The sequence below is a fragment of the Actinopolyspora sp. BKK2 genome (genome assembly GCF_011291845.1).
Lineage (GTDB): Bacteria > Actinomycetota > Actinomycetes > Mycobacteriales > Pseudonocardiaceae > Actinopolyspora > Actinopolyspora saharensis.
Genome location: NZ_JAANTE010000007.1, coordinates 161389 through 182832, shown reverse-complemented (window position 1 = coordinate 182832; position 21444 = coordinate 161389). Strand labels below are relative to the sequence as shown.

Annotated in this window: 21 protein-coding genes; 8 read left to right on the top strand and 13 right to left on the bottom strand. The window is 69.5% G+C overall.

The features are described 5' to 3' along the window. Positions 1 to 90: 90 nt before the first annotated feature. Together era and G9Q41_RS15875 are read right to left on the bottom strand one after the other, a co-directional pair. Positions 91 to 999, bottom strand: a complete 909-nt coding sequence (era, locus tag G9Q41_RS15880; protein ID WP_092523257.1) for a GTPase Era — start codon at positions 997 to 999, stop codon at positions 91 to 93. 24 nt (positions 1000 to 1023) lie between these two features. Next, on the bottom strand, positions 1024 to 2775 hold the full coding sequence (locus G9Q41_RS15875) for a chloride channel protein (protein WP_092523259.1): 1752 nt from the start codon (positions 2773 to 2775) through the stop codon (positions 1024 to 1026). A 78-nt stretch (positions 2776 to 2853) separates the two neighbouring features. Here G9Q41_RS15875 and G9Q41_RS15870 point away from each other — a divergent pair, with 78 nt between their 5' ends. Continuing rightward, on the top strand, positions 2854 to 3354 hold the full coding sequence (locus tag G9Q41_RS15870) for a MarR family transcriptional regulator (RefSeq protein ID WP_092523261.1): 501 nt from the start codon (positions 2854 to 2856) through the stop codon (positions 3352 to 3354). Between the two features lie 81 nt (positions 3355 to 3435). On the opposite strand, the gene G9Q41_RS15865 is transcribed toward G9Q41_RS15870, so the two are convergent. From G9Q41_RS15865 to hemW, 9 genes are all read right to left on the bottom strand, one after another. Beyond that, positions 3436 to 3801, bottom strand: coding sequence for a cytidine deaminase (locus tag G9Q41_RS15865; protein WP_092523263.1), 366 nt, complete (start codon positions 3799 to 3801; stop codon positions 3436 to 3438). Further along, positions 3794 to 5119 (bottom strand): hemolysin family protein, encoded by a 1326-nt coding sequence (locus G9Q41_RS15860; RefSeq protein WP_165633273.1) that lies wholly within the window; start codon positions 5117 to 5119, stop codon positions 3794 to 3796. The genes G9Q41_RS15865 and G9Q41_RS15860 overlap by 8 nt, the downstream gene beginning before the upstream one ends. Before the next feature lie 14 nt (positions 5120 to 5133). After that, on the bottom strand, positions 5134 to 5694 hold the full coding sequence (gene ybeY / locus G9Q41_RS15855) for an rRNA maturation RNase YbeY (RefSeq protein WP_092523265.1): 561 nt from the start codon (positions 5692 to 5694) through the stop codon (positions 5134 to 5136). Beyond that, the gene (locus G9Q41_RS22055; RefSeq protein ID WP_165633192.1) at positions 5691 to 6761 is read right to left on the bottom strand and encodes a PhoH family protein; all 1071 of its coding nucleotides are present in this window, start codon (positions 6759 to 6761) and stop codon (positions 5691 to 5693) included. Before G9Q41_RS22055 ends, ybeY begins: the two co-directional genes overlap by 4 nt. A 325-nt stretch (positions 6762 to 7086) precedes the next feature. Continuing rightward, the gene (locus G9Q41_RS15845) at positions 7087 to 7446 is read right to left on the bottom strand and encodes a histidine triad nucleotide-binding protein (protein WP_092527285.1); all 360 of its coding nucleotides are present in this window, start codon (positions 7444 to 7446) and stop codon (positions 7087 to 7089) included. Between the two features lie 96 nt (positions 7447 to 7542). Next, positions 7543 to 8283: a 16S rRNA (uracil(1498)-N(3))-methyltransferase gene (locus G9Q41_RS15840; RefSeq protein WP_092523269.1), complete on the bottom strand. Its 741-nt coding sequence runs from the start codon at positions 8281 to 8283 to the stop codon at positions 7543 to 7545. A 600-nt stretch (positions 8284 to 8883) separates the two neighbouring features. Beyond that, positions 8884 to 10062, bottom strand: coding sequence for a molecular chaperone DnaJ (dnaJ, locus tag G9Q41_RS15835; protein ID WP_092523271.1), 1179 nt, complete (start codon positions 10060 to 10062; stop codon positions 8884 to 8886). A gap of 89 nt (positions 10063 to 10151) precedes the next feature. Beyond that, positions 10152 to 11177, bottom strand: coding sequence for a heat-inducible transcriptional repressor HrcA (hrcA, locus tag G9Q41_RS15830; protein WP_165633274.1), 1026 nt, complete (start codon positions 11175 to 11177; stop codon positions 10152 to 10154). Positions 11178 to 11456: 279 nt separating this feature from the next. Then, on the bottom strand, positions 11457 to 12683 hold the full coding sequence (hemW, locus tag G9Q41_RS15825; RefSeq protein ID WP_347567571.1) for a radical SAM family heme chaperone HemW: 1227 nt from the start codon (positions 12681 to 12683) through the stop codon (positions 11457 to 11459). A 133-nt stretch (positions 12684 to 12816) separates the two neighbouring features. On the opposite strand from hemW, the gene G9Q41_RS22745 reads away from it, so the two are divergent. From G9Q41_RS22745 to G9Q41_RS15800, 7 genes are all read left to right on the top strand, one after another. Further along, entirely contained in the window at positions 12817 to 12909 is a 93-nt protein-coding gene (locus tag G9Q41_RS22745) for a putative leader peptide (RefSeq protein WP_342751275.1), read from the top strand. Positions 12910 to 13030: 121 nt separating this feature from the next. Next, the gene (locus G9Q41_RS15820; protein ID WP_165633194.1) at positions 13031 to 14743 is read left to right on the top strand and encodes a nitrite/sulfite reductase; all 1713 of its coding nucleotides are present in this window, start codon (positions 13031 to 13033) and stop codon (positions 14741 to 14743) included. Next, positions 14740 to 14931 carry a hypothetical protein gene (locus G9Q41_RS22740; RefSeq protein WP_092523279.1) on the top strand — a complete coding sequence of 64 codons (192 nt, stop codon included), beginning with the start codon at positions 14740 to 14742 and terminating at the stop codon, positions 14929 to 14931. The genes G9Q41_RS15820 and G9Q41_RS22740 overlap by 4 nt, the downstream gene beginning before the upstream one ends. Next, positions 14928 to 15653 carry a phosphoadenylyl-sulfate reductase gene (locus tag G9Q41_RS15815; RefSeq protein WP_092523281.1) on the top strand — a complete coding sequence of 242 codons (726 nt, stop codon included), beginning with the start codon at positions 14928 to 14930 and terminating at the stop codon, positions 15651 to 15653. The genes G9Q41_RS22740 and G9Q41_RS15815 overlap by 4 nt, the downstream gene beginning before the upstream one ends. A gap of 132 nt (positions 15654 to 15785) precedes the next feature. Next, on the top strand, positions 15786 to 16730 hold the full coding sequence (gene cysD, locus G9Q41_RS15810; protein ID WP_165633275.1) for a sulfate adenylyltransferase subunit CysD: 945 nt from the start codon (positions 15786 to 15788) through the stop codon (positions 16728 to 16730). Further along, a complete protein-coding gene (locus G9Q41_RS15805) occupies positions 16730 to 18085 on the top strand; it encodes a GTP-binding protein (RefSeq protein WP_217637828.1) in 1356 nt (451 codons plus the stop codon). Before cysD ends, G9Q41_RS15805 begins: the two co-directional genes overlap by 1 nt. A gap of 15 nt (positions 18086 to 18100) precedes the next feature. Continuing rightward, positions 18101 to 18865, top strand: a complete 765-nt coding sequence (locus G9Q41_RS15800; RefSeq protein WP_165633195.1) for a sirohydrochlorin chelatase — start codon at positions 18101 to 18103, stop codon at positions 18863 to 18865. Between the two features lie 174 nt (positions 18866 to 19039). On the opposite strand, the gene G9Q41_RS15795 is transcribed toward G9Q41_RS15800, so the two are convergent. Together G9Q41_RS15795 and G9Q41_RS15790 are read right to left on the bottom strand one after the other, a co-directional pair. After that, positions 19040 to 19834 carry an FkbM family methyltransferase gene (locus G9Q41_RS15795; RefSeq protein ID WP_165633196.1) on the bottom strand — a complete coding sequence of 265 codons (795 nt, stop codon included), beginning with the start codon at positions 19832 to 19834 and terminating at the stop codon, positions 19040 to 19042. A 197-nt stretch (positions 19835 to 20031) separates the two neighbouring features. Further along, positions 20032 to 20970 carry a DUF5818 domain-containing protein gene (locus tag G9Q41_RS15790; RefSeq protein ID WP_165633197.1) on the bottom strand — a complete coding sequence of 313 codons (939 nt, stop codon included), beginning with the start codon at positions 20968 to 20970 and terminating at the stop codon, positions 20032 to 20034. Between the last annotated feature and the right edge of the window lie 474 nt (positions 20971 to 21444).

Below are 21444 nucleotides of genomic sequence, written 5' to 3'. Positions count from 1 at the left end.
GCACGTGGAGGGTGTTTCCGTCCGCGGCGTCGGACACCTTCCACGGCCCCTCCGCGGAGGCTCCGGGGACACGGCCGCCCACCGGGGCTCTCAGAACCCGAGCTTGCGCAGTTGCTTGGGGTCCCGCTGCCACTCCTTGGCCACCTTGACCTGCAGGTCCAGGTAGATCTTGCTGCCGAGCAACGCCTGGATCTGCCTGCGGGAACGCTCCCCGACCTCCTTGAGCCGCTCCCCGCTCTTGCCGATCACGATCGCCTTCTGACTGGACCGCTCCACGTACAGGGAGACGTAGATGTCCACGAGGTTGTCGTAGCCCTCCCGCAGGGACATCTCGTCGATGGCCACCGCCAGGGAGTGCGGCAGCTCGTCGCGCACCCCCTCCAGCGCGGCCTCGCGGACGAGCTCGGAGATCAGCGACTCCTCCGGCTCGTCGGTGATCTCGCCCTCCGGGTACAGCTGCGGCCCCTCCGGGACCTGGCGCACCAGGAGCTCGGAGAGCACGTCCATCTGGAAGTGGTCCACCGCGGAGACCGGGACTATCTCGGTGAAGTCCATGAGCTCCTGCATTGCCACCAGCTGCTCGGCCACGCGGTGCTTGGCGACCAGGTCGGTCTTGGTCACGATCCCGACGACGGGGGTGTGCTTGGTCACCTTGGCCAGTTCCTGGGCGATGTGCCGATCACCGGGCCCGATCTTCTGGTCGGCCGGGACGCAGAAGCCGATGACGTCGACCTCGGACCAGGTGGAGTGCACCAGGTCGTTGAGCCGCTCCCCGAGCAGGGTCTTGGGCCGGTGCAGCCCGGGGGTGTCCACGATGACCAACTGCCCGTCCGAGCGGTGCACGATCCCGCGGATGGCGTGTCGCGTGGTCTGCGGCTTGCTGGAGGTGATCGCCACCTTGGTGCCGACGAGGGCGTTGGTCAGCGTCGACTTGCCTGCGTTCGGCCGCCCGACGAAGCAGGCGAACCCGGATCGATGTGTTTCACTTGAGCTGGTCACGGCCCCATTGTCGCCGCAGGGTCGTCAGCGCGTGTTGGCGGTGGTCCCCATGCAGCTCAACAGGGTTCGGTGACTGATCCAACCGACGGGCTCGGTTCCCCGCTCGTCGAGCACCGGAGCTGCCGAGACCTCCACGGAGACCAGCGAGTCGAGGGCGTCGACGAGCTTGTTCTCGGAGGATACCTCCGGGGGAACCTCCAGCAGCTTCCCGACTTCGCCGTTGTCCGCGGTCCCGTCGCCCAGCACCTCGGCGACGGCCCCTGCCGTGACGCACCCCTGGTAGCGCCCCTTCTCGTCCACGACGGGAAGCACCGAGTCGACGCTCTGGGCCAGCCGTTGGGCGGCCTCGGAGAGCTTGGTGTTCGTGGTCAGCTTGTCCGGCAGCGGTTCCATGACGTCGGCCACCGTGCGGTCCGGCAACCGACCGCGGCGCTGGCGCGCGTCGAGGTCGACGCCGCGCCGGGACAGCTTGGCCGTGTAGATGGTGTCCTTGCTCAGGGTCCTGCTCAGCAGCGTCGCCACCACCACGGTCAGCATCAGCGGCAGGATGATCGAGTACTGCCCGGTCAGCTCGAACAGGATGATCACGGCCGTGATCGGGGCGCGTGCCGACCCGGCGAAGGCGGCGCCCATGCCGATCAGCCCGTAAGCCCCCGGGGAACCGGCGATGCCGGGGAGCAGACCGTGGGCGATCAGGCCGAACGCGGTTCCGCCCATACCGCCGACGAACAGCGCCGGGGCGAAAACTCCCCCGGACCCCCCGATGCCGATCGTCAGGCTGGTGGCCAGCATCTTGCCGAACAGGAGGACGATCAGGAACCAGATAGCGTAATTGCCGTGAATGGCGTTGCCCAGCACGGGATAGCCCACCCCGTACATCTGCGGCAGCACCAGCAGCAGCAGTCCGAGCAGCAATCCGCCCACCCCGGGGCGGAGCCACTCCGGTCCGCGCCAGAGGCGATCGCAGAGGTCCTCCACCCCGTAGAGCACCTTGCTGAACAACAGCCCGGCAGCTCCGATCAGCACGCCGAGCAGGGCGAACAGCAGGAACTCCCCGGGATTCTGCAGGTGGAAGTCGGGCAGGCTCAGGAAGGCCTCGTTGCCCATGACCGCCCGGCCGATGACGCTGGCCGTGACGCTGGAGAGCACGACCGCGCCGAAGGACTCCACGGCGAAGTCGCGCAGGATCAGCTCCATCGCGAAGAAGGGCCCGGCCATCGGGGCGTTGAAGGTGGCCGCTATGCCGCCTGCCGCGCCGCAGGCCACCAGCACGCGCATCCGCCGCTCGGTGAGCTTGAAGCGGCTCCCGACCGTCGAGCCGAGGGCCGAACCGATCTGCACGATCGGCCCCTCCCTGCCGACGGAGCCACCACCTCCGATGCACAGCGCGGACGCCAGGGCCTTCACCAGGCTCACCTGTGGTTGGATGCGTCCTCCGTGCTCGGAGACGGCGTACATGACCTCCGGCACGCCGTGCCCCTTCGCCTCGGGGGCCAGCCAGTACACCAGAGGGCCGTAGAGCAGTCCCGCCACGGCGGGGGCGAGGACGAGGAACCAGACGCCGAGACCGGGTAGCCACGCGTGGGCGGCACCGGGAGCAGTCGTGTACTCGGGCCGTCCGCTCAGCAGCTCGGTCGCGGACGTGATCAGCCACCGAAACGCGATAGCTCCGAGCCCGGATCCGACTCCGATCAGCAGAGCGAGGGCCATCAGGCCGCTACCACGTTCGCGGAGCCAGGTTCCGATCTGCCCACGTACCGGTCCAGCAAGGGTCATCGATCGTTTTCCGGCTTCCGCCATCACACTTGCATAATGCAACTCTTGCCCTGTGCACGTCAATGTGAAAATGGCGACATGAGCAATCCGGAACCGCCCAATGGTGATGAAGTGGACGCGATCACCGAGGCGGTGCTGACCGCTTCGCGGCTGCTGGTGGGCATCTCGGCGAGATCGGTCGCCGCGGTCGCCGGGCCGATCACTCTCCCCCAGTTCCGACTGCTGGTCGCGCTGGGATCGCGCGGACCGCTCAAGCTGGTCTCGCTGGCCGAGATGCTCGGCGTGAACCCGTCCACGGCGACCCGGACGGTGGACAGGCTCGTCACGGCGGGCTGGGCGGAGCGGAAGAGCAACCCGGATTCGCGCAGGGAAGTGACGGTGGGGCTCACCGTGTCCGGGCGCGATCTGGTGGACCGGGTGACGGACTACCGGCGCAACGAGATCGCAGCCATAGTCGAGCGTATCCCCCACGACGACCGCGCGGGCCTGGTGCAGGCCCTGCAGGCGTTCACCGAGGCCGGGGACGAACCGCCGCCACGCGCCTCGCCCTACGACGCGGGGCTCACGCAGTGGGAATGAGCGACCACCGGAAGAGCCGGGAGCGGCGATCGCGATCAGCCCGCTCCCGGTGAACCCCGCTCCCGGTGCACACCGCGGGGGTCATTCCCCCCGCGAAACCTCGACGGCCCGGCCGTCGCCTCCGGCCCGGAACACGGGGGCTCCCCTCTCCAGGGCGCGCACCGCCGCGACCGAGTCCCCGTCGACCTCCTCCGCATCGGTGACCACGGCGGCGGCCTCCAGCGACTCCGCCCCGCTCGACACGGCAGCCGCCACGGCGGCCTGCAGCGCGCTCAACCGCAAGGCGCTCAGCTCCACGGTGCAGCCCGTGTAGGTCCTGCCGTCGGTGTCCCGCACGGCGGCCCCCTCCGCGGCACCGACGCGCGCCCGCGCCGAGCGGGCCAGCGTCACGATCTTGGCGTCCTCGGAGTCCAGCTCCTCGGGGGCCGCCTCGGTGCGTTCACCCATGCTGCCTGCTCCTCTCCTCGTCGTCCTGCGCGCTCGGCTCACCGGCCCTGCGGACCAGCAGCGCGTTGATCCGGATCCGCCCCCGGTGGTCCTTGCCGCCCTCGGCACGCAGCCGCAAGCCGGACATCTCGGCCTCCGCCCCCGGCAGCGGCACCCGCCCGAGGCTGTGGGCCAGCAGGCCCCCGACGGTCTCGACCTCCGAGTCGTCCAGCTCCACGTCGAACAGCGCGGCCAGGTCGGCCACCGGAAGCCGCGAGCTGACCCGCACCCGCTCCTCGTCGAGCCACTCGACCGGCCGGTGCTCCTCCCGGTCCGACTCGTCGGTGATCTCCCCGACGATCTCCTCGATGATGTCCTCGATCGTCAGCAGCCCGGCCGTGCCGCCGTACTCGTCCACCGCTATGGCCATGTGGCTCCGCGAGAGCTGCATCTCCTTGAGCAGCTCGTCCAGCCGCTTGGAATCGGGGACGAAGCTCGCCTCCCGCATCAGCTCGGACACGCGCGGCTCCGGGCGCTGCTCCGCGGAGTCCCCCTCGGCCACGACGCGGGCCGACTCCTTGAGCGTGACCACGCCCACCACGTCGTCGACGCTCTCCCCGATCACGGGAATGCGGGAGAATCCCGAGCGGAGCCCGAGCGTGAGCGCCTGCCGCGCCGACTTGGACCGCTCGATCCAGATCATCTCGGTGCGCGGAACCATCACCTCGCGGGCGGTGGTATCGCCGAGCTCAAAGACGGAGTGGATCATCTCGCGCTCGCCCGCGGCCACGACCCCGCGCTCACCGGCGATGTCGACCAGCTCGCGGAGCTCCGCCTCCGAGGAGAACGGCCCCTCCCGGAAACCCCGCCCCGGGGTGATCACGTTACCGACGAAGATCAACAGCCTCGTCAGCGGATTGAGCACCCGGGCCAGCAGCGCCACCGGCCCGGCCACGGCGAGACCGACCCCGTAGGGGTGCTGCCGCCCGATGGTGCGCGGCCCCACCCCCACCAGCACGTACGAGACCACCACCATGATCAGCACGGCCAGCAGCACCGCCCATCCGGACGGGAGGTCCGCGCCGAGCACCACGGCGGTGACCAGAACCGTGGCCGTGAGCTCGCAGGTCAGCCGCAACAGCAGCAGCAGGTTGACGTGCCGGGGGCGGTCGGCCAGCACCCGCCCGAGTTGGCGCGCCCCTCCACGTCCCTGCCGGAGCAGCTCGTCGACCCTGGCCCGGGAGACCGTGCCTATGGCCGCGTCAGCGGCCGCGAACACCCCCGCTGCCAGCACCAGCAACACGGCCCAGCCGACCAGCACCGCACTTCCGGAGAACAACAGCGCCACACCCACTACCGCTCGGCGTCGTCAGCGGACTCGGCCGAGTCGTCGAGTCCGACCACACCGAGCACCCTGGAATCGGCGTCGCGCTGCTGCGCGGCGCGATCGGCCTCCGTCTTGGCCGCGCGGAACTCCTCCAGCAGCCGGTTCTGCAGCCCGAACATCTCGCGCTCCTCCTCCGGCTCGGCGTGGTCGTAGCCGAGCAGGTGCAGGACCCCGTGCACCGTCAGCAGGTAGAGCTCGTCCTCCATCCTGTGCCCCGCGTTGCGCGCCTGGTCCCTGGCGAACTCGGGGCAGAGCACGATGTCGCCCAGCACCCCCGGCCCGGAGTCGGTGGACTCCGGCGAACGCGGCGCCTCGTACTCCTCCATGGGGAACGCCATCACGTCGGTGGGTCCGGAGAGGTCCATCCAGCGCTCGTGCAGATCGGCCATGACGTCGAGCTCCACCAGGACGATGGACAGCTCGGCCAGCCTGCTGACCCCCATCTGATCCAGCGCGAAACGCGCCACGGAAACGATGGTCGTCTCCGGAACACCGACAGCGGACTCGTTAGCGATCTCGATGCTCATGCCTGTTTCCGTGCCCGCCCCTCGGGTCGTTCCGTCGACTGGGTGTCGCCGCCGCTCTCCTGCCGTTCCTGCCAGCGGTCGTAGGCGTTGACGATCTCACCGACCAGGCGGTGCCGCACCACGTCCTGGCTGTCCAGCGTGCAGAAGTACACGTCGTCGATGCCCTCCAGGATCTCGCGCACGACCTTCAGGCCGCTGCGCTGACCACCGGGGAGATCGATCTGGGTCACGTCGCCGGTAACCACGATCTGCGAGCCGAAACCCAGCCGGGTGAGGAACATCTTCATCTGCTCCGGCGTGGTGTTCTGCGCCTCGTCCAGGATGATGAAGGCGTCGTTGAGCGTGCGCCCGCGCATGTAGGCCAGCGGAGCGATCTCGATGGTGCCCGCCTGGGTGAGCCGCGGGATCGACTCGGGGTCGACCATGTCGTAGAGCGCGTCGTAGAGCGGGCGCAGATACGGGTCGATCTTCTCGTAGAGGCTGCCCGGCAGGTAACCGAGCCGTTCGCCCGCCTCGACCGCGGGGCGGATGAGCACGATCCGGCTGACCTCCTTGGCCTGCAGCGCCCGTACGGCCTTGGCCATGGCCAGGTAGGTCTTCCCCGTGCCCGCGGGTCCGACGCCGAACACCACGGTGTTGTCGTCGATGGCGTCGACGTAGTGCTTCTGGTTGGCTGTCTTCGGACGGATGCTGCGTCCCCGGCGGGACAGCACGTCCATGGCCAGCACGTCGGCGGGGGAGTCGCCGTTGTCCCCCGCGAGCATGGCCACGCTGCGGCGCACGATGTCCGGAGTGAGCTGGTTGCCCTTGGAGACCAGCTCGATCAACTCGTCGAACACGCTCTCCGCGAAGGCGACCTCGGTGGGACCACCGGTGAGCGTCACCTCGTTGCCCCGCACGTGCACGTCCGCTTCGAGGACTTCCTCGACCGTCCGCAGATTCTCGTCCTTGGAACCGAGCAGGGCCAGGACCGCCGTGTCCGGCACGGTGCGGGTCGACTGGGTCTGCTGGGTCTGGGGCGGCTGTCCTGGTTGGGCCGCGGCCCCGTCCGCTGCGATTCCGGCCACGCTGTTACCGGCCTGCTTTCTGCGCTCTGGCGCTGTTTCGGTACTGGATTCCTTCTCCTCCGATGGTAGAGCAACCGGCAACTCGATTGCCGCTCGCCGTTGGCCACTCCGCCTCCGGGACCGGCCCCGTGAGCGACCACCGGGAGGAGCCGTCAGTGGGCGGGCGACGTTCGTGCGCAGCCGGCCGAACGGATCCCGCTGCCGTCCGGGGCGGGGCGGCGCCGTCGTGCGGCGGCCGGAGCTCGCCTGCACGCGGCGGGCCCGGTTCGGAGGCGGACACGCCAGCGGAACTGCGCACCCCGAGGCACCGTGGACGCCGACCCACTCACACCTGCTGGGCAAGGGCTCCGAGCTGCCGCCCACCCAAAACGTGCAGATGCACGTGGAAAACCGTCTGCCCCGCGTCCTCGTTGGTGTTGAACAACAGCCGGTAGCCCGACTCCGCGATGCCTTCGCTCTCGGCGATGTTCGCGGCCACGCGGAACAGTTCGGCCAGCAGCTCCGGGTCGTCGCCAGCCAGCTCGGCCGCGTTGCGGTACCGCTTGCGGGGGACCACCAGCACATGAACGGGGGCCTGGGGGTTGATGTCCCTGATCGCGATGGTGCGCTCGTCGTGGTGCACGAACTCGGCGGGGATCTCGCCGGACATCATGCGCTCGAACAGTGAGGGCTCGCCTTCGGTCATACCGAACAGACTATCCACGAACGGATCACCGACGGCGGAGCGCCCCGCGCGGAACGCTCGCACCGACAACGAGCCGAAGCCACCGTTCCGGGCCCGTCACCGCCAGCGCTCGGTCAAGGCCCCCAGCGCTCCCAGCGCCACCGCCCCCGCCGTCGAGGCCCGCAGCACCTCGGGCCCCAACCGGACCGGCCTGGCACCGGCTGCGGTCAGCGCGTCCAGCTCCCCGTCCGTGACCCCGCCCTCGGGGCCGACTACCACGGTCAACCGCCCCTGCCGGGGCAGCGGGACCTCCGGCAGCGCGAGCTCCCCCGACTCGTGCAGCACCATCGCGGCGGCGCAGTCGGACAGCGACTCCGCCACGGCGGAAGTCCCCGCGGGATCCTCGACCACGGGGGTCCAGGCCCTGCGCGCCTGCTTCGCCGCCTGTCGCGTGGAATTGCGCCAGCGTTCGAGCGCCTTGGCCCCGCGGGGGCCGTCGTCCCACTTGGCCACGCAACGCTCAGCCCGCCACGGCATGATCGAATCCACCCCGGCCTCGGTCGCCAGCTCCACGGCCAGCTCACCGCGATCGCCCTTGACCAGCGCCTGCACCAGCCGCACCCGCAGCTCCGGCTCGGGCACCCGCTGCCGGTCCAGCACTTCCAGCTCGAGAACGTCCCTGCCCGCTTCCACGACCCGGCACTCGGCGAGCCCGCCCCGCCCGTCCGACAGCGTCAGCCGGGCCCCGGAGCGCATCCGGCGCACGGTGGCGGCGTGCTTGCCCTCCGGCCCGTCCAGCCGGGTGTGCGTTCCCGCGGGGAGTTCGTCGACCGAGAAGACCGGCAGAGTAGATGGCATCGAAACTCACTGGATTGGAAGTTCGGGGGTCGGTTTGCTCGGCGGGTTCCGTGGGGGAACCTCAGTCGGGGTCTCGCTGCGGGATCCTCGACATCGGGTAGCCACCTACACAACGTCGAGGCTGTCCTCGCGAGACCCAAGACTGAGAACCCCCGGCGGTGCCGGTTGCCCAGGCTCGAAGCACTCGTGTCGGAACGGTGCCCCCTGGTCCGTGCTCCTGTCCCGCGGTCGGTCGGGCTGCTCAGGCTCAGAGCATTGGCGTTGGTGGGGCGCCCTGGTCGGGAGCTCCTGCCCCGGCGGTGCCGGTTGCTCAGGCTCAGAGCACTGGCGTTGGTGGGGCGCCCTGGCCAGTGCTCCTGTCCGGCGGTGCCGGTTGCCCAGGCTCGGAGCACTCGTGTCGGAACGGTGCCCCCTGGTCCGTGCTCCTGCCCCGCGGTCGGTCGGGTTGCGCAGGCTCGTAAGCGCTCGCACCGGGGAACGACCTCGGAAACCTGAACGGGCGCCGACCCGACGCGGTCCCGTCGGAACGGGAACGCGTCGGGGCGGACCACCCGCCCGAACGGCGACCCGCGCACGCGAGCCGCCCGCATCTCGGCCGTCTCAGCGGTGGCCGAACCCGCGGAACCGCGAGAAGATCCCGCTGCGGTGTCCGTTGCCGTTCGCGCTGACAGTGGGTTCGGGCTGCTCCTCGTCCCGTTCCGACGCCAGCTGACGCAGCAGGTCCGCCTGAGTGTCGTCCAGCTTGGTCGGGACGACCACGTCCAAGTGCACGTGCAGGTCACCGTGGCCGCTGATGCGCCCGTTCGAACGCAGCTTCGGCAACCCCTGACCGCTGAGCACGTACTCGGTACCGGGCTGGGTGCCCGGCTCAACGGTCAGCTCCTCCTGGTCCTCGAGCGTCTCGACGTTGATCACGGTGCCCAGCGCGGCCGCGGTCATCGGGACCTGGACGTTGCAGTGCAGGTCCGCACCGTCCCGCACGAAGCGCTCGTGCGGCAGCTCCTCGACCTCGACGAAGAGGTCGCCCGCCGGACCGCCGCCCGGACCGACCTCGCCCTCTCCGGCGAGCCGGACCCGCATGCCGTCACCGACACCGCCGGGGATCTTGACCGTGATCGTGCGCCTGGAGCGCACTCGCCCGTCCCCGTTGCACTGCTGGCACGGATCGGTGATGACCTCACCGAGCCCCTGGCACACCGGGCAGGGACGCGAGGTCATGACCTGCCCCAGGAAGGAGCGCTGCACGGACTGGATCTCGCCACGTCCGTCGCAGGTGTCACAGGTGGAGGGAGCGGTTCCCGCACTCGAACCCCCACCCTGACAGGTGTCGCACACGACAGCGGTGTCGACCGTGACGTCACGGTTCACACCCCGCGCGCAGTCCTCCAGCGTCAGCTCCAACCGCAGCAGCGCGTCGGAACCCTGCTGGACGCGGCTGCGCGGGCCTCGACCCGCGCCACCTCCGGTGCCACCGCCGAAGAACGCGTCCATGATGTCGCCGAGGCCGCCGAAACCGGCGAACGGGTCGCCACCGGCGCGTCCTCCCGCGCCACCGCCGCCGCTGTCCATCGGATCGCCGCCCAGATCGACCATCTGACGCTTCTGGGGATCCGAGAGGACCTCGTAGGCGGTGCTCACCTCCCGGAAGCGCTCCTGGGCACCGTCCTCCTTGTTGACATCAGGGTGCAGTTCCCGCGCAAGCTTGCGGTAAGCCCGCTTGATCTGATCCTGGGTCGCGTCCTTGGATACCCCGAGGATCCCGTAGTAGTCCTTGGCCACCTTGTGCGTTCTTCCTCTGCTCGTCTAGCGGGTACATGCCGAAGATTTCCGAGGGATGGGTGCCGCTCGCCACGCCTGCCACGCGGACGTCACCGTCCCGCCAGGATCTCTCCCACGTAGGACGCAACGGCACGAACCGCTGCCATCGTTCCCGGATAGTCCATCCGAGTGGGGCCGACCACGCCCATGCCCCCCAGTACCGTCCCATGCGAACCGTAACCGGTGGAAACGACCGAGGTGGTCTGCATCTCCTCGGCCTCGTTCTCCATGCCGATCCGGACCGTCACGCCCTCCGAGTCACGGGCCGCCGCCAGCAGGCGCAGCACGACCACCTGCTCCTCGAGAGCTTCGAGCACCTGCCACAACGAACCGGGGAAATCCGCGACGTTGCGGGTCAGGTTCGGGGTCCCCCCGAGAACCATCCGCTCATCGGGGTGCTCGACCAGGGTCTCGATGAGCACGCCGCAAACCCGCGACATGGTCTCACGCAATTCGGGAGGCGCCTGTTCCGGAAGTTCTGCGACCGAAGCGGAGGCGTCGGCCAGCCGCTTGCCCGCCATCGCGGAATTGAGCACGGTGCGCAGCCGGGTGACGTCCTCCTCGCCTATGACGTCCCCGAGGTCGACCATACGCTGATCGACCCGTCCCGTGTCCGTGATCAGCACCAGCATCAACCGCGCCGAAGTGATGGTCACCACTTCCACGTGGCGCACCGTCGACTGGGTCAGCGTCGGGTACTGCACCACTGCGACCTGCTGGGTGAGCTGCGCCAGCAGCCGCACGCTGCGCCTCATCACGTCGTCGAGGTCCAGCGCGCCCCCGAGGAAGGCGTGAATGGCCCTGCGCTCCGGGGAGGTCAGCGGCTTTATCTCGTTGATCCGGTCGACGAAGGTGCGGTAACCCTGATCGGTGGGGATCCGACCCGCGCTCGTGTGCGGCTGCGCGATCAGTCCCTCTTCCTCGAGAACGGCCATGTCATTGCGTACAGTGGCGCTGGACACACCGAGGTCGTGCTGTTCGACGAGCGTCTTGGAACCGACCGGCTCGTTGGTGGACACGTAATCGGCAACGATCGCGCGCAGCACCTCGAAACGGCGCTCGTCCGCGTTCACCAGCGTCACCTCCTCGTCCGGCGCGTCCCGCTCCGGTGGACACGTCCGACTCGGCACACACGGTTCGTGCCTGCCATCCGTCAGTCGAGTTTACGGTGTTTCGCCCCTGCAGCCGAGAGGCCAGGGGACTCGTTTCCCCATCCGAACCGTCCGCCGGACCCTGGCACGACAACGCGCTCCTGCGGGCACCTCGGCAACGAGGAAGGTCCTCCGCCGCATTCCACCGGCACGTCCCGCAGAACGCCGAACCGACGGGCACCGAACCGGCAGGCGCGGAACCGATCAGCCGATCAGACGCCGCACGACCCCGTCCGCGAGCAGCCTTCCCCGGTCGGTGAGCACGCAGCGGCCCTCCCGCAGCCGCTCCCCCCGGAGCAGCCCGTCCTCCACGGCCTGCCACGCCTCGTCGACCCCTGCCCGGTCGAGCACCTCGACGGGAAGTCCGCCGTCCAGGCGCAGTTCCAGCATCACGCGCTCGATGCGGCGGTCCTCCTCGGTCAGCACCTCCCTGCCGGTGGCGGGGGAGTTCCCGGAGGCCAGGGTCGCGGCGTAGCGCGCGGGGAACTTGAGGTTCCACCACCGGACCCCGCCGACGTGGCTGTGCGCGCCCGGACCGGCACCCCACCAGTCGCCGCCGCGCCAGTAACCGATGTTGTGCCTGCAGCGCGCCTCCTCGGTCGAGGCCCAGTTCGACACCTCGTACCACCGCAGCCCCGAGCCGCTCAACACGCTGTCGATCAGTTCGTACTTCTCCGCGAGGACGTCCTCGTCCGGCGTGGGCAGCTCGCCGCGCCGAACCCGCCGGGCCAGCGCCGTGCCCTCCTCGACGATCAGCGAATAGGCCGACACGTGGTCGACCTCCGCGCTCAGCACGGCCTCGAGCGTGCTGCGCAGGTCCTGCGTGCTCTCCCCCGGGGTCCCGTAGATCAGGTCCAGGCTGACGTGCTCGAATCCGGCGGCGCGCGCCTCGCCCGCCGCGGCCACGGCCCGCCCCGGCGTGTGCCTGCGGTCCAGCACGCGCAGCACGTGCTCGGCCGCCGACTGCATGCCCAGCGAAACCCTGGTGTAGCCCGCCCGCCGGATCGTGTCGAACAGCTCGGGCGAGGTGGACTCCGGATTGGCCTCCGTGGTCACCTCCGCGTCCGCGGTCAGGCCGAACGAGTCGCGCACCGCGTCCAGCACCTCGGCCAGCCCGTCGCCCCCGAGCAGGGAGGGGGTCCCCCCTCCGACGAACACCGTCTCGGCCCCGGGGGCCCGCTCCGGACCGCCGAGCGCGCGGACACCGAGCCGGAGCTCCTGCTTGAGCGCTTCCAGCCACCCTCCGAGGCTGCCCCCGCCCTCCAGCTCGTCTGCGGTGTAGGTGTTGAAGTCGCAGTAGCCGCACCGGGTGGCGCAGAACGGCACGTGCACGTAAACCCCGAACGGACGCTTTCCCAGGCCTTCCAACGCCCCTTCGGGCAAGCTCCCGTCCGCGGGAGGGGTCTCACCGGTCAGTGGTTGTGCGGTCACGCCCCCAGTGTCCCAGCGACCAGCTCCCCGTCCGGATCCCGAGCCCCGGAACCGCCGGGTAACTCCGGTCACAGCGTTCCCAGCATGCGGATGAGACTGGACCACCCGGTGAGCTCCTGGCAGGCTGACGAACATGGACGCGACCCCCACCGAGCTGCTGCTGGTCGCCCGGCGCTACTTGGATCTGCGGCGGGTGTCGAGCGCGCTGTGCCGTAGCGCGGGCTAGTCCGTCGACGCGTTTTCACGACGCCCGATCCGGAAATCGCTCTTTTCGGATCGCGAGCAAACTTTCCCGAGACAGTCTCCTCGCGGCGTAGTAACGCCACGTCATCCCGGAGGTCGGCCGAATGGTCCCCCCGACGGAAGCACCGAGCCAGCCGAAACGCCGCTCCCCCGCCCGCAAGGGCAAGGGCGGCGCCGAAGGACAGTGGGCGCTCGGGTACCGCGAACCGCTCAACGGCAACGAACAGTCCAAGAAGGACGACAATCCGCTCAACGTGCGCAGCCGCATCGAGAACATCTACGCGCTGCGCGGCTTCGACTCCATCGACCCGTCCGATCTGCGCGGCCGTTTTCGCTGGTGGGGACTCTACACCCAGCGGGCCCCCGGAATCCCGGGCGCCCGGACCGGCACCATAGAGCCGGAGCAGCTGGACGATTCCTACTTCATGCTGCGAATCCGCGTGGACGGCGGCGCGCTGACCACCGAGCAGCTGCGGGTCATCGGGGAGATCTCGCAGATCTACGCGCGCGACACCGCCGACGTCACCGATCGGCAGAACGTCCAGCTGCACTGGATCCGCGTGGAGGACATGCCCGAGATCTGGCGGCGGCTGGAGTCCGTCGGGCTCTACACCACCGAGGCGTGCGGTGACTGCCCGCGCGTGATCCTCGGCTCCCCCGTGGCCGGGATCGCCGCCGACGAGGTCGTCGACGCCACGCCCGCCATCCGTGAGATAACCCACCGCTACATCGGCGACGAGTCGCTGTCCAACCTCCCCAGGAAGTTCAAGACGGCCATCTCCGGATCTCCGCGCCAGGACGTGGTGCACGAGACGAACGACGTCTCGTTCATCGGGGCGCACCACCCGGAGCACGGGCCCGGCTTCGACCTCTGGGTCGGCGGGGGGCTGTCCACCAATCCCAAGCTCGCCGTGCGCCTGGGCACCTGGATCCCGCTCGAGGACGTGCCCGAGGTCTGGAACGCCGTGGTGCAGATATTCCGGGACTACGGTTACCGGCGGCTGCGCAACAGGGCCAGGATGAAGTTCCTGGTCGCCGACTGGGGCGCGGAGAAGTTCCGCGAGGTGCTGGAGAACGAGTACCTCGGCCGTGAGCTCCTCGACGGCCCCGCTCCCCCGATCCCGGAGGGCGCGCGCGACCACGTGGGGGTTCACGAGCAGGTCGACGGCAACTACTACGTGGGTGTGACCTCGGTCGCCGGGCGGGTGAGCGGCTCCAAGCTCATCGAGGTCGCCGAGGCCGCCGAGCGAGTGGGCTCGCGCCGGGTGCGCACCACCGTGGAGCAGAACCTGCTCGTGCTCGACGTCCCCGGTTCCGAGGTCGAGGGCCTCATCTCCGAGCTGGACCAGCTCGGGCTGCACGCTCGTCCCTCCTCCTGGCGCCGCAGCGTCATGGCCTGCACCGGGATCGAGTTCTGCAAGCTGGCCATCGTCGAGACCAAGAACCGCGCCACGGATCTGGTCGAGGACCTGGAACGCAGGTTGAAGGACGTGCAGGGCGACATCGAAAAGCCCGTGACGGTCAACCTGAACGGCTGCCCGAACGCCTGCGCGCGCACCCAGGTCTCCGACATCGGCCTCAAGGGCCAGCTCGTCCGGGACGAGGAGGGCAACCAGGTCGAGGGGTTCCAGGTCCACCTGGGCGGCGGACTCGGCCGAGACGCCGGTTTCGGCCGCAAGATACGGGGGCACAAGGTGACCTCCGCCGAGGTGGGCGATTACGTGGAGCGTCTGGTGCGTCGCTACCTCGAGCAACGCTCCTCCGACGAGACTTTTGCCGAGTGGGCCAACCGCGTGAGTGATGAGGCGCTAACGTGAACGGGGGACATTCGACGGACTCCGGACCCGAAGGCAGGGCCGTTCCGTTCTACTGCCCGTACTGCGGCGATGAGGAACTCATGCCGCAGGCTGAACCTGCCGGCGCGTGGAAATGCCAGGCGTGCCGCCGTGTGTTCACGGTAAGACTCGCAGGATTGGCGCTGACCGAGGAGGACGAGGAACCATGACCGCGGAGAGCACCCCCGATATCGGCGTTCGGCGTGGCGACGAAGAGCTGCGAGCTCTCGTGGAGCAGGGCCGTGAACAGCTGTCCGAAGCGAGCGCCGAGGAGGTGCTCTCCTGGGCGTCACGGACCTTCGGTGACAACCTGATCGTGGCTTCCAACATGCAGGACGCCTCGCTCGTGGATCTGACCTCGAAGATCCACCCCGGTGTGGACGTCCTCTTCCTGGAGACCGGGTACCACTTCGCCGAGACGCTCGGCACCAGGGACGCGGTCGCACAGATGTACGACGTCAACATCATCAACGCGATGCCCGAGCAAACCGTGGAGCAGCAGGACGCCTCCGAGGGAGCCCGGCTGTACGAGCGGAATCCGGAGCGGTGCTGCCACCTGCGCAAGGTTCTCCCGCTCCAGAACACCCTCGCCCGCTACGAGGCGTGGGTCACGGGTCTGCGGCGGGTCGACTCGCCCACCCGGACGAACACTCCGCTGATCACCTGGGACGACCGGAACAATCTGGTGAAGGTGAATCCGCTCGCCGCCTGGACGGACGAGGACATGGACAATTACATAGCCGAGCACAACGTGCTGGTCAATCCGTTGGTGCCCGCCGGTTACCCCTCGATCGGGTGCCAACCGTGCACGGCCAAGCCCGGGGCCGGTGAGCACCCGCGCAGTGGTCGCTGGGCCGGGTCCTCGAAGACGGAGTGCGGGCTGCACGCCTGAGCCCACGAGCGCGGAAATGGCGCGGTGCGGTGCTGCCGTGGCCGGGCCTGCGGTGTCACCGGCACCGTGACATCCCTCGATGGGGTGAACTGATAACTGTGTAAGGGCACGCTGATGACGACGGAAGCGATCATGGATCAGAATCTCGACCTGCCGGAAGATCCGGCGATAGCCGAGGCTCCGCCACAAGTGGACAACCTCGATGCGCTGGAGTCCGAGGCGATTCACATCTTCCGGGAGGTTGCCGGGGAGTTCGACCGCCCGGTGATCCTGTTCTCCGGAGGCAAGGACTCCACGGTGCTGCTGCACCTGGCGCTGAAGGCCTTCCGCCCCGCGCCCGTGCCGTTCCCGTTGCTGCACGTGGACACCGGCCACAACTTCGAAGAGGTCCTGCAGTTCCGCGACGAGCTCGTGGACAGGCACGACCTGCGACTGGTCGTGGAAAGGGTGCAGGACTGGATCGACGACGGCAGGCTCAGCGAGCGTCCGGACGGCACGCGCAACCCGCTGCAGACCCAGCCGCTGCTCGAGGCCATCGAGAAGAACCGGTTCGACGCCGTGTTCGGTGGCGGCCGCCGGGACGAGGAACGCGCCCGCGCCAAGGAGCGCGTGTTCAGCCTGCGCGACTCCTTCGGCCAGTGGGACCCGCGCAGGCAGCGGCCCGAGTTGTGGAACCTCTACAACGGCAAGCACCGCGCCGGGGAGCACATGCGCGTGTTCCCGCTGTCCAACTGGACCGAGCTGGACGTGTGGCGCTACATCCAGCGCGAGAAGATCGAGCTCGCCGAGCTCTACTACGCCCACCGCAGGGAGGTCTTCGCCCGGGACGGCATGTGGTTGACCTCGGGACCCTGGGGCGGACCCCGCGAGGGCGAGGAGGTCGTCGAGAAGACGGTGCGCTACCGCACCGTCGGTGACGGTTCGTGCACCGGGGCTGTGGAGTCCGAGGCCTACACGGTGGACGACGTGATCGCCGAGGTCGCCGCGAGCCATCTGACCGAGCGCGGAGCGACGAGGGCCGACGACAGGATGTCCGAGGCCGCCATGGAGGACCGTAAGCGGGAGGGCTACTTCTGATGACCGACGAGACCGAGACCCTCACGCGATTCGCCCCGGACAGCGGCACCGAGGTCGCTCTCCCGGTGCACACCGATCTGCTGCGGCTCGCCACCGCGGGCTCCGTGGACGACGGCAAGAGCACCCTGGTCGGACGGCTGCTGCACGACACGAAGTCGGTGCTGGCCGACCAGCTCGAGGCCGTGCACCGGGTCAGCGCCGACCGCGGCCTGAGTCAGCCGGACCTGTCGCTGCTCGTGGACGGATTGCGCGCGGAGCGGGAGCAGGGCATCACCATCGATGTCGCCTACCGCTACTTCGCCACGCCCAAGCGCACCTTCGTGCTCGCCGACACCCCGGGGCACGTGCAGTACACGAGGAACACCGTCACCGGGGCCTCCACCGCTCAGCTGGCCGTGCTGCTCGTCGACGCCCGCAAGGGCGTGCTGGAGCAGACCCGCAGGCACGCGGCCGTCCTCGCCCTGCTGGGAGTTCCCAGGCTGGTGCTGGCGGTCAACAAGATCGACATGGTCGACTTCGACGAATCGGTGCACACTTCGATCGCGGAGGAGTTCACCGAGCACGCCAGGGCTCTCGGCTACTCCGACGATCACGTGGTCACCGTTCCGGTCTCCGCGCTGCACGGCGACAACGTGGTGGAGCGCTCCGAGCGCACTCCCTGGTACACGGGCCCGTCGCTGCTGGAGCACCTGGAGAACGTTCCGGTCGCGCCCGACCCGCACGACGCCCCGTTCCGACTTCCGGTGCAGTACGTCATCCGTCCGCGCACCGCCGAGCACCCGGACTACCGCGGTTACGCGGGCCAGGTGGCTGCGGGCGTCGTCTCGGAGGGGGACGAGGTCACCGTGCTCCCCGGCGGGGCGCGCAGCAGGGTGGCCAAGGTGGACACGCCCGACGGCTCCGTTCCCAGTGCCGCCGCGGGCCGCTCGGTGACGGTCCTGCTGGAGGACGACTTGGACATCGCGCGCGGCGACGTCATCGTCTCCGCCGCGAGCCAGCCCCGGGTCACCGACGAGATCGAGGCCACGGTCTGCTGGCTGGCCGAGAAGCCGCTCGCGCCGCGCGCCCGGGTGCTGGTCAAGCACGGAACGCGGACCGTCCAGGCCAAGGTCGCGGAGCTGTCCACCCGGTTCGACGAGCAGGAGCTGTCCGGGGTGGGGGCCCCGGAGCAGTTGGAGCTCAACGAGATCGGCAAGGTCCGGTTCCAGACCTCGGAGTCGCTCCCGGTGGACGAGTACGCGGAGAGCAAGCGCACCGGCTCGTTCATCGTGCTCGACCCCTCCGACGGTTCGACACTCGCCGCGGGCCTCGTCGGAGTCCCCCTGGCTCCGTTGGCCGCGGCCGCAGTCGACTGATTCCTGGAGACCGGGATGAACGCACCGCTGGTCGCGGTGGCGCACGGCAGTCGTGACCCGCGTTCGGCAGCCACCATTCGGGGGCTGCTGGACGTGGTTCGCTCCGTGCGCCCCGAGCTGGACGTGCGCACGGCATTCCTCGACCTGTCCGCCCCCGCTCTCGGCGACGTGCTCGATGCCGTGCACTCCGACGGCCACGGCAGCGCGGTCGTGGTTCCGCTGCTGCTCGGTCACGCCTACCACGCGAGCGTGGACATCCCCACCGCCGTGACCGAGGCCCAGGAGCGGAACCCGCTGTTCCGGGTCCGCACGGCCGAGGTGCTCGGACCCGATCAGCGGCTGCGCGAGGCGGCTTGGCGCCGGTTGCTGCAGACGGGCGCCGATCCGGACGACGAACGGCTCGGCGTCGTCCTCGCGGGCGCCGGTTCCGCCCATCCTCCGGCGAATCGGCTGGTCGCCGATGTGGCCGAAACGTGGCAGCGCCACACCGCGTGGGCCGGGGCGGTGGCGGCCTTCGCCGCGGCCGCCGATCCCGACGTCCCCGCTGCTGTGGAGCGACTGCGCGCCGCGGGCGCGCGGCGCTTCGCCGTGGCCTCGTGGTTCCTCGCTCCGGGGCGACTTCCCGACCGCGCGCTCGAACGCGCGCGGGAGAGCGCCCCCTCCCCACTGCTGGCCGAGACCATGGGGGCCGATCGCGGGATCGCCGATCTCGTGCTGAGCAGGTACGACGCCGCGCTGGGGGCGCCAGGTCAGCAGCCGCGGCTGTCCCGCGTCGGTTGACCGGTGCCTTCCGCTCTCCCCGTTCGCTCCTGCCGTGGGTGATCGCTGCCGCGGGTTCGCCCGGTTCACCCACGGCGGCGCGGGCTGCTCGGCTGCCGGTCTCGGCGTCGCGGGCGCCGAAGGCCCGCGGCCCGAGCGGCCGGAGAGCCGCCACGGAGCGTCACACGCCGGAGCTCACGTCGCCCGCGGCGTGAAGAGGTAGTTCCGCTTCCACGCGGTCACCCGTTCCACGGGTTCCCATTTTCCGCCGTGCCGCACGTGGGCCCGATATCCCAGATCGCGCAGCCATCCGATGATTTTCTCCGATTCGGTTCCGTACCGCGCGAGATGACGTTGCTCGATCTCCATCAGAATTTTCGGTCGACATTTCTCCAGGGTTTCCTCCGCCCCCTCCAGCACCGCTGACTCGTACCCCTCCACATCGATTTTCATGAAATCGATCCGGTTCAGTCCGCGCGTGCGCCGCACCCGGTCCACCGAGAACGTTTCACTCGAAACTGAACGCTTTCCCCGAAAAAGACCAACCGATTCCGGAACGAGCACTTCGTCGGCCACGTGCGCGTGCCCGTGGATCGGGAGTCCGAACCGGGTGGGGACGGCGAGCACGCGCGTTCCGGGGCGGCTCCCCAGCGCGGCGCGGGTGACTCGCAGGTTCCGCGCTCCGGCCAGCCACGCCGCCGCCGTGAGAATCCGGTGCGGCTTGCGCTGAGGCTCGAAGGAGTGAACCTCGCCCGCAGGGCCGACGAGACGGGCCAGCGGAAGGCTGTACATCCCGTACGCCGCGCCGATGTCGAAGCACACCGCACCGGTTCCCACCAGCTCTCCCAGCGCCTCCACCTCCGGTTCGACCACCGACAGCCGCGAAGCCCCGCGCAGCACCGCGTCCAGCGCGTTGAGGCGACACCGGCCGGAATCCGTCCCTGCAGCCCACCGAGAGCTCCCTCCGGAATCAGTCCGTCCGTCCGACATGTGGGTTCCCTTCGAAGCCCGGGCCCGAGTGACCATCCCACGGTATATTTAGTCCACATAGGACAAACACGGGGAGTTCCCCGACGTGCACTCGCAGTGTTTCCCCGAGGAGCTCGAATGGGGAGCTCGGACCGCCGGGAGCACCCGGCACTCCTCCGGGCGGGAGAGATCCCGTCCGGAGGAGTGCCGAGCACGGTTCAGGAGGCCGCGAAAGTCACCTTCCGCACTCCGTGCCTGCAGGTGTAGTCGTAGCCGCCGAGCTCGCTGTCGGACTCGCCGGCCAGGCAGGTGAACTCGTGACTGCGGTAGTTGTCTCCCAGGTTGCCCTCCGCGTCGGCAGCGACCTGGCGGGCGAGCCCGCAGTCGACCCCGGTCGCCCGCACCCCGAAGGCCCCGTGGTCCGAATCAGGGGTGAACGAGACGTCGCCGCAGGAGCGAACGGCCCGGTAATCCGTGGACACCGTGGTGTCCCCGTCCAGCACGACCGTGTTGTCCCGCTGCACCACGCTCTGCGGGTGGATCACCTCGCGCGGCCCCGTGGCGGTGCTGCCCACGGCGATGCGGGCCACGACCCGACTGTCCCGCTTCATCCCGAGCGGGGCGGTGTAGACCCCGTCACCGTCGAAATCGTTCAGCGCGATCGCGCCGAGCTCCTCGATGCCCGCCACCTTTCCGCTGGGATCGGGGCCGGGCTCGCCGAACAGACCGTAGAACGTCATCCCGTCGGGAACGTCGGCACCCGTGCTCACCTCGAACTGCAGCTGCGTGGTCCCGCGCTCGGGGAGCTGCTCGCCACTGGCGACCGGTTCCACCGTGCGCACGGTCAACCGGTCGGCGCCGCCGCTCGGGCCGCCGGGGGTACTGCCCGTGACCTTGACCCGCTTGCCGACGTAGGGACGCAGAATTCCGGAACCGGAGGACAGCTGATAGCGATCGCCGCTGCTCTCCCCCGTTATGGAATATCCCGATTCACCTCGAACCAGCTTTCCCGTGACGCTGGTGAACAGACCGTTCCGCTCCGAAGCACCCCGGGACGAATTCGTCTCGGAATCCTCGGGCGAGTTCACGGCGGCGGCCGTTCCCACACCACCGAAAAAGGTCAAGGCCGCGGCCGCTGCTGCGAAAGTCTTACGCATACGGACAACATCCACCTTCCCGCATCGCAGTGCTTCGTTTCCGTCACCCCGGGGGACGCGCTGCAGAACGCAAGAGTTGCCTCGCCGAACGCATGGATTCGCGAGTGAATGCCCCTCACCTCAAAGTAGTAGCGCGGACCGCTCCGCGCGCGCTGAGACGACGAAACCCCGGAATCGCCCTTTCCGCGCACAGCGCGAGCACACGCTCCGTGCCGGAGCACGCGCAGCTGCCCGACCGTCCCGGATCCCGCTCGGCCCCGGAGGAACTCCACGACTCCCGAAGCAGCAGACCCGTGAGCCTTTCGGCGTAATTCGGAGCGACTCGCCCCACCGGGACCGGGTTCACCGCCATGCTCGTGTGGCGCCCTCGGGGCGCCCGCCCGGCGGCGGCACGGAAGCCACCCCCGACGCTCCGGCCGCCGCCGGGATCTCGGCAGTCGAGGACAGGCCCCCGTCACAGCGCATACCGGTGTT